The 17,873-nt window shown below is 63.3% G+C and carries 14 protein-coding genes; all 14 read left to right on the top strand.

Annotation, left to right across the window (positions count from 1 at the left end; translation table 11 throughout):
* The coding region (locus ACK41V_RS05290; protein ID WP_409778839.1) for a substrate-binding domain-containing protein at nucleotides 1-628 on the top strand (628 nt) is incomplete at its 5' end.
* Nucleotides 629-832: 204 nt separating this feature from the next.
* On the top strand, nucleotides 833-2,350 hold the full coding sequence (gene mmsA, locus ACK41V_RS05295; protein WP_409778842.1) for a multiple monosaccharide ABC transporter ATP-binding protein: 1,518 nt from the start codon (nucleotides 833-835) through the stop codon (nucleotides 2,348-2,350).
* 1 nt (nucleotide 2,351) lies between these two features.
* Nucleotides 2,352-3,584 (top strand): multiple monosaccharide ABC transporter permease, encoded by a 1,233-nt coding sequence (gene mmsB / locus ACK41V_RS05300; RefSeq protein ID WP_409778845.1) that lies wholly within the window; start codon nucleotides 2,352-2,354, stop codon nucleotides 3,582-3,584.
* 5 nt (nucleotides 3,585-3,589) lie between these two features.
* Nucleotides 3,590-5,119 carry a sugar ABC transporter ATP-binding protein gene (locus ACK41V_RS05305; RefSeq protein WP_409778848.1) on the top strand — a complete coding sequence of 510 codons (1,530 nt, stop codon included), beginning with the start codon at nucleotides 3,590-3,592 and terminating at the stop codon, nucleotides 5,117-5,119.
* Entirely contained in the window at nucleotides 5,112-6,167 is a 1,056-nt protein-coding gene (locus ACK41V_RS05310) for an ABC transporter permease (protein WP_409778851.1), read from the top strand. Before ACK41V_RS05305 ends, ACK41V_RS05310 begins: the two co-directional genes overlap by 8 nt.
* A complete protein-coding gene (gene yjfF, locus ACK41V_RS05315) occupies nucleotides 6,164-7,201 on the top strand; it encodes a galactofuranose ABC transporter, permease protein YjfF (protein WP_409778854.1) in 1,038 nt (345 codons plus the stop codon). Before ACK41V_RS05310 ends, yjfF begins: the two co-directional genes overlap by 4 nt.
* Before the next feature lie 196 nt (nucleotides 7,202-7,397).
* Nucleotides 7,398-9,131 (top strand): IlvD/Edd family dehydratase, encoded by a 1,734-nt coding sequence (locus ACK41V_RS05320; RefSeq protein ID WP_409778856.1) that lies wholly within the window; start codon nucleotides 7,398-7,400, stop codon nucleotides 9,129-9,131.
* 112 nt (nucleotides 9,132-9,243) lie between these two features.
* Nucleotides 9,244-10,182: a dihydrodipicolinate synthase family protein gene (locus ACK41V_RS05325; protein ID WP_409778859.1), complete on the top strand. Its 939-nt coding sequence runs from the start codon at nucleotides 9,244-9,246 to the stop codon at nucleotides 10,180-10,182.
* A gap of 1 nt (nucleotide 10,183) precedes the next feature.
* Nucleotides 10,184-11,167 carry a 2-dehydro-3-deoxygalactonokinase gene (locus ACK41V_RS05330; RefSeq protein WP_409778862.1) on the top strand — a complete coding sequence of 328 codons (984 nt, stop codon included), beginning with the start codon at nucleotides 10,184-10,186 and terminating at the stop codon, nucleotides 11,165-11,167.
* 44 nt (nucleotides 11,168-11,211) lie between these two features.
* Entirely contained in the window at nucleotides 11,212-11,856 is a 645-nt protein-coding gene (locus tag ACK41V_RS05335; protein ID WP_409778865.1) for a 2-dehydro-3-deoxy-6-phosphogalactonate aldolase, read from the top strand.
* Between the two features lie 53 nt (nucleotides 11,857-11,909).
* Entirely contained in the window at nucleotides 11,910-13,058 is a 1,149-nt protein-coding gene (dgoD, locus tag ACK41V_RS05340) for a galactonate dehydratase (RefSeq protein WP_409778868.1), read from the top strand.
* 544 nt (nucleotides 13,059-13,602) lie between these two features.
* Nucleotides 13,603-14,322, top strand: a complete 720-nt coding sequence (locus ACK41V_RS05345; RefSeq protein WP_409778870.1) for an ArsR/SmtB family transcription factor — start codon at nucleotides 13,603-13,605, stop codon at nucleotides 14,320-14,322.
* Nucleotides 14,323-14,674: 352 nt separating this feature from the next.
* A complete protein-coding gene (locus ACK41V_RS05350) occupies nucleotides 14,675-16,321 on the top strand; it encodes a methyl-accepting chemotaxis protein (protein ID WP_409778873.1) in 1,647 nt (548 codons plus the stop codon).
* Nucleotides 16,322-16,764: 443 nt separating this feature from the next.
* Nucleotides 16,765-17,757, top strand: a complete 993-nt coding sequence (locus tag ACK41V_RS05355; RefSeq protein ID WP_409778876.1) for a sensor histidine kinase — start codon at nucleotides 16,765-16,767, stop codon at nucleotides 17,755-17,757.
* The last annotated feature ends 116 nt before the right edge of the window (nucleotides 17,758-17,873 follow it).

A 17,873-nucleotide genomic window follows, 5' to 3' on the forward strand; every position in this document is an offset into this window, starting at 1 on the left:
GCTGGGCCTCAAGCAAGGCAAGGGCCCGTTCAATATCGAACTGTTCGGTGGATCGCCTGACGACAACAACGCCTTCTTCTTCTACGACGGCGCCATGAGCGTGCTGCAGCCCTACATCGACAGCGGCAAGCTGGTGGTGCGCAGCAAGCAGACCGGCATGAACAAGGTGGGCACGCTGCGCTGGGACGGATCGGTCGCCCAGGCGCGCATGGACAACCTGCTGTCGGCCTACTACGGCAAGGACAAGGTCCACGCCGTGCTGTCGCCGTACGACGGCCTGTCCATCGGCATCCTGTCGTCCCTGAAGGGCGTGGGCTACTGCACGGCGCAGCAACCATGTCCTGTGGTCAGCGGCCAGGACGCCGAAGTGCCATCGGTCAAGTCCATCCTGAAGGGCGAGCAGTATTCGACCGTGTTCAAGGACACGCGCGAGCTGGCCAAGGTGGCCGCCAATATGGTGGACGCCACGCTGTCGGGCAAGCAGCCCGAGATCAACGACACCAAGACCTACAACAACGGCGTGAAGGTGGTGCCCTCGTACCTGCTCAAGCCGGTGTCGGTCGATGCATCCAACTGGAATGCCGTGCTGGTGGGTAGCGGGTACTACAAAGAGTCGCAGATCAAGTAAGGGGCGCGGCTCAAAAAACTCTTCTGGCGTTGTTGCTGCGTCTTGTCGTACTGACCGTATTGCCTGCGACGCAGCGCCTAGCCAGAACCGCTTCGCTGAGTTTTGTGAGCCGCTGAGTGTTACGCGTGGAGGGCTTAGGAGACATCCAGCCCTCCCCTCTGAGATCCCAGAGGACTATAAAAATTTCCTCACCGAGCCCAAGCAATGCTTCTTGAAATGCGGGACATCCGCAAGACCTTTCCCGGCGTTGTCGCACTGAACAAGGTCAACCTGCGCGTGAAGGCGGGAGAGATCCATGCCATCGTGGGCGAGAACGGCGCAGGCAAATCGACGCTGATGAAGGTGCTCTCTGGCGTCTACCCGCACGGCAGCTACAGCGGCGACATTCACTTTGACGGCCAGGAGCGCCGCTTTGACGGCATCCGCGACAGCGAACATCTGGGCGTCATCATCATTCACCAGGAGCTGGCCCTGGTGCCGCTGTTGTCGATTGCAGAGAACATCTTTCTGGGCAATGAAACATCGCGCTACGGGGTGATCGACTGGATGCAAGCGCACAGCAAGACGCTGGCATTGCTGCAAAAGGTGGGTCTCAAGGAGCGGCCCGACACCCCGGTCGGCCACCTCGGCGTAGGCAAGCAGCAACTGGTAGAGATTGCCAAGGCGCTGTCGCGCCAGGTGCGGCTGTTGATTCTGGATGAACCCACCGCCAGCCTGAACGAGAACGACAGTGCAGCGCTGCTCGACCTGCTGCTGGAACTCAAAAGCCAGGGCATCACGTGCATCCTGATCTCGCACAAGCTCAACGAAATCTCCCGCGTGGCCGATTCGATCACGGTGCTGCGCGATGGCAGCACGGTGGAGACCATGGACTGCCAGTCGGGAGCCGTGAGCGAAGACCGCGTGATCCAGGCGATGGTCGGCCGCGAGATGGCCGACCGCTATCCGCAGCGCCAGCCGAACATCGGCGAGACCGTGTTTGAGGTGCGCGACTGGCGTGCCTACCACCCCCAACGCGGCGATACCGAGTTCATCAAGGGCATCAACCTGCAGGTGCGGCGCGGCGAGATCGTGGGCATCGCGGGGCTCATGGGCGCAGGGCGCACCGAGTTGGCGATGAGCATTTTCGGCAAATCCTGGGGCCACCGCATCAGCGGGCAGGTGCTACTGAACGGCCAGCCCATCGACGTGAGCACGGTGGAGAAGGCGGTACACCACGGCCTGGCCTATGTGACCGAAGACCGCAAGGGCAACGGGCTGGTGCTGAACGAAGACATCCAGTTCAATGTGTCGCTGGCACACCTCAGCGGTGTTTCGCGCGCCACGGTGATCGACAACGGCCGCGAACATCGGGTCGCCGAAACCTATCGCGAGAAGCTGCGCATCCGCTGCTCGGGTGTGGACCAGAAGACCGTCAACCTCTCCGGAGGCAACCAGCAAAAGGTGGTGCTGAGCAAGTGGCTCTTCACCAATCCCGAGGTGCTCATCCTCGACGAGCCCACCCGCGGCATCGACGTGGGCGCCAAGTACGAGATCTACACCCTCATCGCGCAACTGGCGGCCGACGGCAAGTGCGTGATCGTGATTTCGTCGGAGATGCCCGAGCTGCTGGGCATCACGGACCGCATCTATGTGATGAACGAAGGCCGCTTCGTGGCCGAGATGCCTACCGCCGAAGCGTCGCAGGAAAAGATCATGCGAGCGATTGTGAAAGCCAGTTGATATGTCCCAGACACCCTCCACCCTCACACCTCCCATGCCCCCAGTGAACGCCGCTCAGCCCGCCGCCCGTAGTGACCGATCGCCGCTGGACCACCTGAAGCACAACTTCCGCGAGTACGGCATGTTGATCACGCTGGTCGCCATCATGGGCTTCTTCCAGTACATGACCGACGGCACGCTGATGCAGCCGCTCAACCTGACCAACCTGATTCTGCAGAACAGCTACATCGTCATCATGGCGCTGGGCATGTTGCTGGTGATCGTGGCCGGCCACATTGATCTCTCCGTCGGTTCGGTCTGCGGATTCATCGGCGCACTGGCCGCCGTGCTGATGGTTCAGTACCAGTGGCACTTTGTGCCTGCCGCCCTGGCGTGCCTGCTGTGTGGTGGGCTGATTGGCGCTGTGCAGGGCTGGTTTGTGGCGTTCTCGCGCATCCCGTCCTTCATCGTCACGCTGGCGGGCATGCTGGTGTTCAAGGGCTTGGCGTTGGCGCTGCTGGCGGGGCAGTCCGTAGGGCCGTTCCCCGAAGCATTCCAGATGCTCAGCTCCGGTTTCATCCCGGATGTGTTCAACGCCGAAGGGCTGCGCGTCACGTCCTTGCTGCTGGGGGTTGCAGTGGCCGCCGCACTGGCGGTGGCAGGTGTTCGCGCACGGGCCAACCGGCTGCGGCACGGGGTGCATGCCGAGCCCGCAGCCCTGTTCCTGGCCAAGACGGCCGTGTTTGCAGCGCTGTTGATTTATTTCAGCTATCTGCTCGCGTCTTACAAGGGCTTGCCCAATGTGCTGATCGTGATGGCACTGCTCATCGTGCTGTTTGACTTTGTCACCAGCCGCACCACGATCGGGCGGCGCATCTATGCCTTGGGCGGCAACGAAAAAGCCGCCAAGCTCTCGGGCATCAAGACCGAACGCCTGTCGTTCTACGCCTTTGTGAACATGGGGGTGCTGGCCGCTCTGGCGGGTCTGGTGTTTGCCGCACGGCTGAACACGGCCACGCCCAAGGCGGGCCTGGGCTTTGAGCTGGATGTGATCGCCGCGTGCTTCATCGGCGGAGCCTCTGCCTCCGGCGGCGTGGGCAAGGTGATGGGCGCGGTGATCGGTGCGTTTGTGATGGGCGTGATGAACAACGGCATGTCCATCCTGGGCATCGGCATCGACTACCAGCAGGTGATCAAGGGCGTGGTATTGCTGGCAGCCGTCTTGGTAGACGTCTATAACAAGAACAAGGCCTGAGCCCCATGGACACAGCCAAGGTTCACGCCCCGGTCCTGGAACTCAGGGGCATCCACAAACATTTCTCTGGCATCCCGGTCCTGAGCGATGTGCAACTGCGCCTGTACCCCGGCGAGATCCATGCCCTGATGGGTCAGAACGGCGCGGGCAAGTCCACCTTGATCAAGGTGCTGACGGGCGTGCTGGAGCCCAGCGGCGGACAGATGCAGCTGAACGGCCAGACGGTGTGGCCCGACTCGCCCCTGGCAGCGCAGCACCTGGGCATCAGCACCGTGTACCAGGAGGTCAACCTCTGCCCCAACCTGTCGGTGGCAGAAAACATCTTTGCGGGCCGCTACCCACGCTGCGGCATCACCCAGGGCTTTCGCATTGACTGGGCCACGCTGAACCAGCGCGCCCGCGAGCTGGTGGCGCGCATTGGCATGGACCTGGATGTGACGCGACTGCTGTCGGACTACCCCGTGGCCGTGCAGCAGCTCGTGGCCATTGCCCGGGCACTGAGCATCGAATCCAAGGTGCTGATCCTGGACGAACCCACCTCCAGCCTGGACGATGACGAAGTACAGAAGCTCTTCACCGTGCTGCGCCGCCTGCGCGACGAGGGGCTGTCCATTGTGTTCGTGACCCATTTTCTGAACCAGGTCTATGCCATTTCCGACCGCATCACCGTATTGCGCAATGGCAGCTGGGTGGGCGAATGGGCAGTGGCCGACCTGGGGCCACAGGCCCTGATTGCGGCCATGCTGGGGCGCGAACTGGCCGCGCAGTCCACCGAGGCTGCCGTATCGCCCGACTTTGACGACGCCACACCCGTACTGCTGCAGGCCGAAGGCCTGGGGCAGAGCGGGCAGCTGCAACCCGTGGACCTGCGGGTGCGCGCAGGTGAGGTCGTCGGCCTGGCGGGCCTGCTCGGCTCAGGCCGCACCGAGCTGGCACGGCTGCTGTTCGGCCTGCAGTCGCCCGACCGGGGCGTGCTGCGCATCGACGGGCAGACCGTGACATTTAGCAACCCCATGGACGCGATCCGCCAGGGTCTGGCCCTGTGTCCGGAGGAGCGCAAGACCGACGGCATCGTGGCCGAACTGTCCGTGCGGGAGAACATTGCGCTGGCGCTGCAGGCGCGCATGGGCGTGGGCAATTTCTTGTCGCGGGCCGAGCAAACCGCACTGGCCGAGCGCTACGTGAAGCTGCTCGGCATCAAGACCGAAAGCGTGGACAAGCCCATCGGACTGCTGTCGGGCGGCAACCAACAAAAGGCGATTCTCGCCCGCTGGATGGCCATCAAGCCGCGCCTCTTGATCCTGGACGAGCCCACACGTGGCATCGACGTGGCGGCTAAACAGGAAATCATGGAACAGATCCTGCGCCTGGCCCGGGGCGGCATGGCAGTGGTCTTCATCTCCTCTGAAATGAGCGAAGTGGTGCGCGTGGCGCACCGCATCGTGGTGCTTCGCGACCGCCGCAAAGTGGGCGAACTGCCCGCAGGCAGCAGCGAAGACGCCGTGTACGAACTGATTGCTGCCGACCATGTCTGAACGTTCCCCCTCCCCTTCCCTGGTCGCTGCGTTGCTGCGCCACCGCCTGGCCTGGCCGCTGATCACGCTGGCGCTGCTGCTCACCGTGAACACGGTGTTCAACGACAGCTTCCTGCGCATCGAGTGGCGCGATGGCCATCTCTACGGCAGCCTGATTGACATCCTGAACCGCGCCGCCCCCCTGGTGCTGGTTTCGCTGGGCATGACGATGGTGATCGCCACGCGCGGTATCGATATCTCCGTGGGTGCGGTGGTGGCCATTGCGGCGGCCGTGGCGGCCTGGATGATTGGTGGCTCGGTGTCTGGCACCGAAAGCCGCTTTCCGCTGCCGGTGGCCATTCTCGGCGCTATTGGCGTGGCGCTGCTGTGTGGCCTGTGGAACGGCGTGCTGGTAGCCAAGGTGGGCATGCAGCCCATCATCGCCACGCTGATCCTCATGGTCGCTGGCCGGGGCATTGCCCAGTTGATCACCGACGGACAGATCATCACCATCTACTACACGCCCTACTTCTTTCTGGGGGGCGGCTACCTGCTGGGCCTGCCGTTCGCGCTGTTCATCGTGGCGGCGGTGTTTGCGTTGCTGTACCTGGCGGTCACCCGCACGGCGCTGGGCCTGTTCATTCAGGCAGTGGGCATCAACCCCACCGCAGCGCGCGTGGCTGGCGTGCAGTCGCGCGGCCTGATCATTGCGGCCTACACGTTTTGCGGCGTGTGCGCGGGGATTGCCGGGTTGCTGATCAGCTCCAACGTGAAGAGTGCCGACGGCAACAACGCAGGGCAGTTGCTGGAACTGGACGCCATCCTGGCGGTGACCCTGGGCGGGACGGCGCTGACCGGCGGGCGGTTCAGCCTGGTGGGCAGCGTGATTGGCGCGCTCATCATCCAGACGCTGACCTATGCCATCTACTCGCTGGGCGTGCCGCCCGAGATCAACCTGGTGGTCAAGGCCGTGGTCGTGTTTGTGGTGATGCTGCTGCAGTCGCCCGAGTTTCGCGCCCAGGTCGGCGTGCTGGTGCGCAGGCCGGGCGTGCGTGGAGCGCCGTCATGAGCACGTTGCCCACTTCGTCGCTCAAGACGGATGCTGCGGTAGCGGCGCCCCCAGCCGCTTCCACGGCTGCGCGCCTGAACCCCAAGTTCCTGCCGCTGATCGCCACCATCTCCCTCTTCGTGGCCATGGCCACCATGGGGTCGGTGATGTACACGGGGTTCTTCTCGGCCCAGGTGTTTTTAAACCTGCTGATCGACAACGCCTTCCTGATCATCGTCGCGGTGGGCATGACGTTTGTGATCCTCTCCGGCGGCATTGACCTGTCGGTGGGGTCCGTGGTGGCGCTGACCACCATGGTGCTGGCCGCACTGGTGGAGCACAGGGGCTGGAGCCCGCTGGTGGTGATTCCGCTGGTGCTGCTGATGGGCACGGCCTTTGGCGCGCTCATGGGCTTCTTGATCGAGCGCTTCCGGCTGCAGCCCTTCATCGTCACGCTGGCTGGCATGTTCCTCGCGCGCGGGCTGTGTTACCTGATCAGCATTGATTCCATCAGCATTTCCAACGAAGGCTATTCAGAGCTATCGCAGTGGCGCCTGCCGCTGTGGGAAGGTGCATCGCTGTCGCTGGGTGCTGTGATCGCCATCGTGGTGCTGCTGGCCGCCGTGTTCATCGCGCACTGCACGCCGTTTGGCCGCGCCGTGTATGCGGTGGGTGGCAGCGAAACATCTGCACTGCTGATGGGCCTGCCGGTGCGGCGCACCCTCATCGGCGTGTACACGTTCTCGGGCTTTTGCTCTGCATTGGCCGGCGTGGTGTTCACGTTCTACATGCTCTCGGGTTATGGGCTGCACGCCGTGGGCATGGAGCTTGACGCCATCGCTGCGGTGGTCATCGGCGGCACCCTGCTGACCGGCGGCGTGGGCTATGTGGCTGGCACGCTGTTTGGCGTGCTGATGCTCGGAATCATCCAGACCCTGATCTCTTTTGACGGCACGCTCAGCTCGTGGTGGACCCGCATCGTTGTGGGCGTGCTGCTTTTCGTCTTCTGCCTGCTGCAGCGGGTGTTGACCCACCGCACCAACAAGCCGTCCTGACCCTAGAGGCTGAGAGTCTTTTTCCTATGCCCGCCTTGCACGTCAAAACACCCCTGCTCGTCGTTGCAAATGCGCGCCATAGCCCGGGCTATGGCTGTGCTTTGCGCCTCGATCAGCGGCGTTTTGACGCACCTTTCGGACACAGGCAAAAAACTCCCAGCCTCTGCCCCCCTCTTTCGCGCTCCTAAAAAAAATCATGACCACACCTCCCCGCAAGCTCCGCTCCGCCGCATGGTTCGGCACCGCCGACAAGAACGGCTTCATGTACCGCAGCTGGATGAAGAACCAGGGCATCCCGGACCACGCATTCGACGGCCGCCCCGTCATCGGCATCTGCAACACCTGGTCCGAACTGACCCCGTGCAACGCCCACTTTCGCAAGATTGCCGAACATGTGAAGCGCGGCATCTACGAGGCGGGCGGCTTTCCGGTGGAGTTCCCGGTGTTCTCCAACGGCGAATCCAACCTGCGCCCCACGGCCATGCTCACGCGCAACCTGGCCAGCATGGATGTGGAGGAAGCCATCCGCGGCAACCCCATCGACGCCGTGGTGCTGCTGGTCGGCTGCGACAAGACCACGCCTGCCCTCTTGATGGGCGCCGCCAGCTGCGACGTGCCCGCCATCGTGGTCACGGGCGGCCCCATGCTCAACGGCAAGCTCGACGGCAAGGACATCGGCTCGGGCACGGCCGTTTGGCGCTTGCACGAGTCGCTGAAGGCCGGTGAAATCAACGAACACCAGTTCTTTGCGGCCGAAGCGGGCATGTCCCGTTCGGCCGGCACCTGCAACACCATGGGCACGGCCAGCACCATGGCCTGCATGGCCGAGTCGCTGGGCACCTCGCTGCCGCACAACGCGGCGATCCCGGCGGTGGACGCGCGCCGCTACGTGCTGGCGCACATGTCGGGCCGACGCATCGTCGAGATGGCGCATGAGGACCTGCGCCTGTCCAAGATCCTCACCCGCGAAGCGTTCGAGAACGCCATCCGCACCAACGCCGCCATTGGCGGCTCGACCAACGCCGTCATCCATCTGAAAGCCATCGCGGGCCGCATCGGCGTGCAGCTAGACCTGGAAGACTGGACACGCGTCGGCCGTGGCACGCCCACGCTGGTGGACCTGCAGCCCTCGGGCCGCTTCCTGATGGAAGAGTTTTATTACGCGGGGGGCCTGCCCGCCGTGCTGCGCCGCCTGGGCGAAAACAACCTGCTGCCCCACCCCAATGCACTCACCGTCAACGGCAAGAGCCTGTGGGACAACGTGCGCGAAGCCCCGCAGTACAACGACGAGGTGATCCGCCCGATCAACAACCCGCTGATTGCCGACGGCGGCATCTGCATCCTGCGCGGCAACCTGGCGCCGCGTGGCGCGGTGCTCAAGCCCTCGGCGGCGTCGCCCGAGCTGCTGAAACACCGGGGCCGCGCTGTGGTGTTCGAAAACCTGGAGCACTACAAGGAGCGCATCGTCGACGAAGACCTGGACATCGACGCCAGCTGCGTGATGGTGCTCAAGAACTGCGGGCCCAAGGGCTACCCCGGCATGGCCGAGGTGGGCAACATGGGCCTGCCCCCAAAGCTGCTGCGCCAGGGCGTGAAGGACATGGTGCGCATCTCCGACGCGCGCATGAGCGGCACGGCCTACGGCACCGTGGTGCTGCATGTGGCGCCCGAAGCAGCGGCGGGTGGCCCGCTGGCTGCCGTGCGCGATGGTGACTTTATCGAGATGGACTGCGAAAACGGCCGACTGCACCTAGACATCAGCGACGAAGAACTGGCAGCGCGCCTGGCGGCCCTGACCAACACCGACCACGGCGGGCGCGGCGGATACCAGAGGTTGTACGTGGACCACGTGCTGCAAGCCGACGATGGTTGCGACTTTGACTTCCTGGTCGGGTGCCGGGGGGCTGCTGTGCCCCGCCACTCGCATTGATGTGACCCCTGAGGCGCTCGCCGCAATCAATTGCTACAGATTCAATAGCTGCTAGCGCTTATTAGATAAGCGCTAGAGGCATATTTCAATCAAATTCTTACCTGCATCCGCCATGCCAGCCACCCATTCCCTCCAGAACCCTCGCTATCGCGGCATCTTCCCCGTCGTGCCCACCACGTTCCATGAAGACGGAACGCTCGACATCGACAGCCAGAAGCGCAGCCTCGATTTCATGATCGACGCCGGTGTAGACGGCCTGTGCATCCTGGCCAACTTCTCCGAACAGTTTTCACTGTCCGACGCCGAGCGCGAAACGCTCACGCGCCTGTCGCTGGAACACGTGGCCGGGCGCGTGCCCGTGATCGTCACCACCACCCACTACGGCACCCGCGTGTGCGCCGAGCGCAGCCGCGCCGCGCAGGACATGGGCGCGGCCATGGTGATGGTGATGCCGCCCTACCACGGCGCCACCTTCCGCGTGCCCGAGGCGCAGATCTACGAGTTCTACGCCCGCGTTTCGGACGCGATCAGCATCCCGATCATGGTGCAGGACGCACCCGCCAGCGGCACCGTGCTATCAGCCCCATTCCTCGCGCGCATGGCGCAGGAGATCGAGAACCTGGCTTACTTCAAGATCGAAGTGCCCGGCGCGGCCAGCAAGCTGCGCGAGCTGATCCGCCTGGGCGGCGACGCCATCGAAGGCCCGTGGGATGGCGAAGAAGCCATCACCCTGCTGGCCGACCTCGATGCCGGTGCCACCGGCGCGATGACGGGCGGCGCCTTTCCGGATGGCATCCGCCCCATCATCGAAGCGCACCGCCAGGGCGACATGGACCAGGCCTTCACGCTCTATCAGCGCTGGCTGCCCCTCATCAACCACGAGAACCGCCAGGGCGGCATCCTCACGGCCAAAGCCCTCATGAAGGAAGGTGGCGTGATCGCCTGCGAGGCGGGCCGCCACCCCTTCCCGGCCATGCACCCCGAGGTGCGCCGCGGGCTGATCGACATCGCGCGGCGGCTGGACCCGCTGGTACTGCGCTGGGGGCGTTGACTTGACTCCGCTCACCCCCCTGCCCCAAGCGCCCGCGCTGATCGCGTTGGACTGGGGCACCAGTTCGCTGCGGGCCTATGCCATGGCATCGACCGGCGCCGTGTTGAGCAGCCGCCGCAGCGACCACGGCATCATGAATCTTCCGCCCGGAGAACCGGGAGCGCTGGGGACATCCGCACGTTTCGAACACGCGCTGCAAACCCTGTGCGGTGATTGGCTTGCTGCCAACAACCCTACCCCGCTGCTGGCTTGCGGCATGGTGGGCAGTGCACAAGGCTGGGCACCCGCGGACTATCTGGCGCTGCCCAGTTCCAGCGTGGACCTGGCCCGGTCATTGACCGTGGTGCCACGCGCCCATGGGCAGCCGCTGCACATTGTTCCCGGCCTCCTGCAGCCGGGCGACCTGCCCAACGTCATGCGCGGCGAAGAAACGCAAATTGCTGGCGTGCTGCAAAGCCTGGCCGCCAGCAACACAGCACCCGCCCGCATGCTGGTAGGACTGCCCGGCACCCACAGCAAATGGGCGGTGGTCGAGTCCGGCAGTGTGACGCGTTTTGAAACCTTCATGACCGGCGAGATCTACGCCGCGCTGCGCCACCACTCCATCCTGGGCCGCACCATGGTGGACACCGGCGTGTTTGACGAGGCCGCCTTTACCCAGGGGCTGCGCGTGGCACGCACCCCCGAGGGCGCCTTGGGCGTGTTGTCCAACGTGTTCAGCAGCCGCACGCTGGGCCTGACGGGCCGCCTGCCCGGCGAGGCACAGGCCGACTACCTGTCAGGCCTGTTGATTGGCCACGAAGTGGCAGCGCTGGCGCATGTGCTGCTGGACGGTGGGCTGCCCGTGGTGCTGTGCGGCGAGCCCGCGCTGTGCCGCCGCTACGCAGCCGCACTCGAAGTGCACGGCCAGGATTCACCCCAGATCTGCACCGATGCCACCCCGCTGGGACTGTGGCGCCTGGCCCAGGCTGCTGCCCTGGTTTAAGCGTTGTGAAAGACGATGCATCACCGACCCGCCTGGAACCTTTCATGCCTCTATCGCCCCCCTTCCACCAAGCCCTCGCTCGCTGCGGGTTGATTGCCATCCTGCGCGGACTGCGACCTGATGAGGCTGCCAGCATAGGGCGCGTGTTGTATGACGCGGGTTTTCGTTTGATCGAAGTGCCGCTCAACTCGCCTGAGCCGCTGGACAGCATCCGCGCACTGCGCGATGCGCTGCCGCCCGACGCCCTGGTGGGTGCGGGCACGGTACTGCGGCCCGAATCGTGCAGCGAGATTGCCGCGGCGGGCGGCCAAATCGTGGTGATGCCACACAGCGACCCGGTCGTGATCCGCGCGGCGCGGGCGTGTGGGCTGGCGTGCGCGCCCGGCGTTGCCACACTGACCGAAGCCTACGCCGCCCTGGCCGAAGGTGCGGATGCTTTAAAGCTCTTCCCTGCCGAGGCGCTGAGCCCCGCCGTGCTCAAGGCGTGGCGCGCGGTGATCCGGCCCCCGGTGGCGCTCATTCCTGTGGGCGGCATCACGCCCGAAAGCATTGCGCCGTATGTCGCGGCGGGCGCCTCTGGCTTTGGCCTGGGTTCGGCGCTGTTCAGCCCTGGCGATACGGCGGCTGAGGTGTCTCGGCACGCCCACGCCTTCATGCAGGCCTGGAAGAACCTGCATCGCGGCACCTGAATGCACATGTCTTTCTGCCTTTTCTTCACATCCTTCAACCACCCTCCGCGTCCATGAAGATCACCCGATTGACCACATTTCTGGTGCCCCCGCGCTGGTGTTTTCTCAAGATCGAAACCGACGAAGGCATCGTCGGTTGGGGCGAACCCGTGCTGGAGGGCCGCGCCCACACCGTGGCCGCAGCGGTAGAAGAACTGGGCGACTACCTGATCGGCAAGGACCCGCGCCACATCGAGGACCACTGGACGGTGCTGTACCGCGGCGGCTTCTACCGCGGGGGTGGCATCCACATGAGCGCGCTGGCCGGCATCGACCAGGCGCTGTGGGACATCAAAGGCAAGGCGCTGGGGGTGCCGGTGTCTGACCTGCTCGGTGGCCCAGTGCGCGACCGCATCCGGGTGTACAGCTGGATCGGCGGTGACCGCCCCAGCGAGACCGCAGCCGCTGCCAAAGCAGCCGTGGAGCGTGGGTTCACCGCCGTCAAGATGAACGGCACCGAAGAGCTGCAGTACGTGGACACCTACGACAAGGTAGAGCGCTGCCTGGCCAACGTGGCCGCGGTGCGCGATGCCGTAGGGCCCAACGTGGGCATCGGGGTGGACTTTCACGGCCGCGTGCACAAGCCCATGGCCAAGGTGTTGATGAAGGAGCTGGACCCGTACCGCCTGATGTTCATCGAAGAGCCCGTGCTGAGCGAACACTACGAAGCGCTCAAGGAGCTGGCGCACCTGACCAGCATTCCGATCGCGCTGGGCGAGCGGCTGTACTCGCGCTGGGACTTCAAGCGTGTGCTGGCCGAAGGGTATGTGGACATCATCCAGCCCGACCCATCGCACGCGGGCGGCATCACCGAGACGCGCAAGATCGCCAGCATGGCCGAGGCGTATGACGTGGCACTGGCCCTGCACTGCCCGCTGGGGCCCATCGCGCTGGCCGCCAACCTGCAGCTGGACGCGGTTTGCTACAACGCCTTCATCCAGGAGCAAAGCCTGGGCATTCACTACAACGAGGCCAACGACCTGCTCGACTATGTGACGAACCCAGAAGTTTTCGCCTACAGCGACGGCATGGTGGCCATCCCCCGCGGGCCCGGATTGGGCATTGAAGTGAACGAGGCCTATGTGCGGGAACGCGCAGCCGAGGGCCACCGCTGGCGCAACCCGGTGTGGCGGCACCAGGACGGCAGCTTTGCAGAGTGGTAGCCGTGTGTGAAGGAATGGATCAGATTACTACTATTTTGATAGCTACTAGCGCTTTACCAATAAGCGCTAGAGGCCAAAAACACTAAAAATTTTCCATCCAAGTTCCTTCAGGCGGCTGCACGGTCCTTCCCCCGCTCAGCACACACCCTGCCGCCAGCACCTGCAGAACAAAGACAACGAAGAAGTACACGCCGGTGGTGGTAGTGCCCAGCGGCGGCAACCCTGCCGAATCCCGCACGATGAGCCCGCCAGAACCGCGGGCGCAAACGCATATGGCGCCTGGGCCATTGCCACACTTCGGGGCCACCACGCGCGGTACCCCAACCGAACAACGCCAGCACAAATGCAGTACGCACCACCGTGTCGCCGTAGAAGGGGATGGACGGTGTAGATGTCAGAGCGGGCATGGGGGCGAGTGTTGAAATGGCTGTGTATGCAACGGTGCGCCCCATGGTGCGGGCTCACAGCCCACCGATACTTCGCTGCAGGGCGAAGCGTCCACCCCGCCGTGTGCTTTAGGCTTGCACGCACCGAAAGCGCCACCATGAACACCAACCAGATTGCCCGAATCGCATCCCTGCTGGGCGAACCCGCGCGCACCGCGATGCTGGTCCAGTTGATGGATGGCCGCCTGCTGACCGCTACCGAATTGGCCAGGGCAGGCAATGTGTCGGCCCCCACCGCCAGCAGCCACCTGGCCCAGATGGTGGACGCCGGGCTGATGTGTGTGGAGCAGCGCGGCCGACACCGCTACCACCGGCTGGCGTCGGCCGACGTGGCCAAGGTGCTCGAGGGCATCATGCAGATTGCCACCCACCAATTGCCCCGCACCACCGTGGTGGTTGGCCCACGTGATGACGCCCTGCGCACCGCCCGCATGTGCTACGACCACCTGGCCGGGCGCCTGGGGTTGGCCATTGCCGAACGGCTGCTGGCAGACCAGGCGATCCAGTTTGACGGAGAAGCCGGGCTGGTCACCGACCGGGCTGCCGAGGTGCTGCAACGCTGGGGGCTACCCGACCCGACGGATGCACAGCCACCGCACCGCAGCAGGCCCTACTGTCGGCCGTGCCTGGACTGGAGCGAACGCAAATCCCACATCGCGGGCAGGCTTGGCGCCATGATCTGCGCCCATTGCCTGGACCAGGGGTGGCTCACACGCACCGCGGGCAGCCGCGCTCTGGCGATCTCGCCGGTCGGGGCCAAGAACTTTCGAGAGCTTCTGGGGCTACAGGCATGGGAGCGGGTGGTGGGTCGTTGTTGAAACCCCCTCATGGGGGCACTCTCCGCCTGAAGACTGCGTGTGATCCATGCGGCTATCACGGGCGCCAACCTTCCCCCCGTGTGCAGACGTTCAGCGTGGCGCACTGACGCCACCTGGAGGTGGATAAAGCTTGAATTTCACGGAAAAAAGATGGATGCATTCCTGGGTCATCCGATGAAAAACTGATGTCCGAACTTGTATCTACGATGCCCGTCAGAAATGAAATGCGCAAGCAGCGCTGGCTATTTTTTGATTTCGCGGAAACAATGCATCCACAAAGCACAGCACGTTAGACCTCGGGGTTTGCGATGGAGCGCAGCGCAATCCGGGTCACCAATTAGCGGGAGGGACCATGGCTCACAACGCATCCAGCTGGACCTTGGGTCGACGACTCATAGCGATCAACACGGCATTGTTCTTGTTGCTCGGAGCCGTCATGATCGCGATCTGGATCATGATGGGCGCACTGAGCGAAGATGCCGAGGTGGTCCGCTCCAACAACGTTCCCCAGTTGCAGAGAATTGCGGAATTGGAGTTGAACGTGACGCGGGTGTCACTGCAGGTGCGGCATGCCATTCTTTCGCGTACACCCCAGGAACAAGCTGCAACGCTGGCTGACATCGGCGACAAACGGGCGCTGCTTCAAAAGACGCTGGACGATTTTGGCAAGAGCATGGTCGACGGCGATGGCAAGCAGGCGTTTGCGCCGTTGCCCGGTCTGATGCAATCCTTCTGGGCCGATGGGGAAGCCAACATAAAGCTCATTCAAGAAGGACGCAAAGACGAGGCATTTGCCTATCTGGTGGACAAGACCATTCCCGCCCGCAATCGCCTCTTGGCACCGCTGGCTGCAGAAAAAAGCCGCCAAGGGGATCAACTGTCTTTGCGGATCAACGACATACAAAAACTGGCAGCCACGGATCGAAACATTGCAATGCTGGCGATGTTGGCGGTATTGGTTTGCCTGGGCGGACTGGGCATATACCTTCGTTCCGTGGTCCGCGACCTGGGAGGCGACCCCCCCGAACTCAAACGTGTAGCGCTGGCCGTCGCAAGCGGAGATTTGCAGGCTTCGGTACCCATCAAGGCAGGAGATCAAAACAGCATCATGGCTGGCCTGGGTTCAATGCGTGACCATTTGGCGTCGGTCGTTGCTACTGTCCGACTGGGCGCAGAGAACATCGCATCCTCCAGCGGTGAAATCGCCGCCGGCAACAACGACCTTTCTGCACGCACTGAGCATCAGGCGTCCGCCCTGCAGCAAACAGCGGCTTCCATGGAAGAAATGGGGTCCACCGTCAGACAGAATGCGGACAGCGCTCGCCGTGCCAACGAACTTGCGCAAGCCGCATCCGCCGTAGCGGCGCAAGGTGGAGCAGTGGTTTCTGAAGTGGTCGACACCATGAAGGGCATTCACGACAGCAGCAGCAAGATCAACAGCATCATCGGTGTGATCGATTCGATCGCCTTCCAAACCAACATCCTTGCCCTGAATGCAGCTGTTGAGGCTGCTCGGGCTGGCGACCAAGGCCGCGGATTCGCCGTGGTCGCAGGGGAGGTCAGAACCTTGGCACAGCGCAGCGCCAGTGCGGCCAAGGAAATCAAGGCGCTTATTACCGCCAGCGTCGAGCAGGTCAGCAAAGGGAGCACGCTGGTGAACAAGGCGGGGACCACCATGACGGAAGTCGTGACTTCTATCCGCAAGGCGACAGACCTGATGGGAGAGATCAGCGCCTCCAGCAAAGAACAGAGCAGTGGTGTGGATCAGATCACTGAAGCCATTACGCAGGTAGACCATGCCACACAGCAAAATGCGGCACTGGTGGAACAGATGGCGGCAGCTGCAAGCAGCCTGCGCTCGCAAGCGAGCGAATTGGTGCAAGCCGTCGCGGTGTTTCGCCTTGCAGACACCGCCAAGTCTGCTGCGCAATTTTCTGCATCAAAACCCGTGGCAGTGCTCGCGGGCGCGCGGCGCCTTCAAGCCAGTGTCTCGAGTTAAAGATTCGCCAAAAAATCGCGTGATGCTTGCGAGAGATGTCATCGGCGGATTGGGTCCAAACGAATGGTCCCTGTCGACGAAGTTCGATTCAATTCAATTCGAATCGCTCACACATTCGTATCCTGGGTAGTGAAAGCCGTCAGCCCGTCGCTTGCGCTGCAGTGCTGGAGCGGATGCTGGCTTGACCAGATCTGTCCAAGTGTGCCGCTTGCGGTGTGACCACCCAGAGCCTTCGCGGGCATACTACGCTCGCCCGCGCACATACCTTCCCGTTGGTATTCCACATATCTGCTAGGAGCCAGCATTGAAGTTAGATCGTTTCCTGAATGAAAACATCGAGGAAATCCTTGCGGAGTGGGAGGCATTTTCTTTGACGCTGGTGCCAACGGTCACACCGTCAGACATGGTTTTGCGGGATCATGCCAGAGGCATGTTGCAAGCCATTGCGCTGGACATTGGTACCCAACCAGAACCCAGAGCAGCAATACCAGAAGTCCCGCGGAAACGCCCCGCATCTGGTCGGCGGCGTTCAGAGCGCGGCGTTCAGCCATGGAGGGCAGCGCCAAGCGAGTGACTTCTCGCTGCTCCAGCTGTGCGCGGAATTCCGCGCCCTGCGCGCAACTGTGCTGCGGCTGTGGTTGCCCAGGTTGGGGCAAATGACCCAGGAGATCTCCAACCAGATGGTGCGGTTCAACGAGGCCGTTGATCAGGCCCTTGCCGAATCCGTCGTGAGCTATTCGTCCAAGGCCGACCAGACGCGCGAGCTGTTCTTGGCCATTCTTGGTCACGATCTGCGAATGCCGCTGTTTTCGATGCGTCTTGCGGGCGAGAGCCTTAGAAAGCCAACGCTGTCAGCCGCGCAGATTGCCGAAACTGGTGACCGAATCCGCAGCAGCACGCGGCTGATGAACAGCATGGTCGCCGATCTGTTGGGCTTCACACGCACACAACTGGGCAGTGGCATGCCCATCGTTCCTGCGTTGGTGGATGTGAAAATCGTGTGTGAGTCTGCGCTGGAAGATGCCAAAGCGGCCCACCCGCAAAGTCGCTTTGAATTCCAAGCCACCGGCGATACGACGGGCTCATTTGATGGCGTCAGGCTGCATCAGTTGTTTGCGAATCTCCTTTTCAACGCCGCCCAGTATGGTGACCTCGACATGCCGGTGGTTCTGGGCATCCATGGCGACGCTCACGGTATCTTGGTCCAGGTTACTAACCACGGGCAGCCGATTCCGGCAGCCTCCTTGGGCGCCATCTTCAAGCCGTTGGTCCAACTTTCCGACGAAGGAGGCCAGGACGAGCGACCGCGCACCAGTCTTGGCTTGGGCTTGTTCGTTGCACGAGAAATCGCGGAAGCCCATGGAGGCACGATCGCAGTGCAATCAGACTTGGCAAGCGGGACGGTGTTTACTGTGCGCATTCCCGGGGCCGTCTAGTTGCCCGCGCTGAAGCTGTAGTGCTGAGCCAAGCCTGGGGCGCCGCTGCTTGCAGGGCTCTCGTACAAGTACCCCTGGTATTCAGGGTAACTAAAGTCGTACAGCCCGACCCAGTA

It is taken from the genome of Acidovorax sp. (assembly GCF_046291265.1).
Lineage (GTDB): Bacteria > Pseudomonadota > Gammaproteobacteria > Burkholderiales > Burkholderiaceae_C > Acidovorax.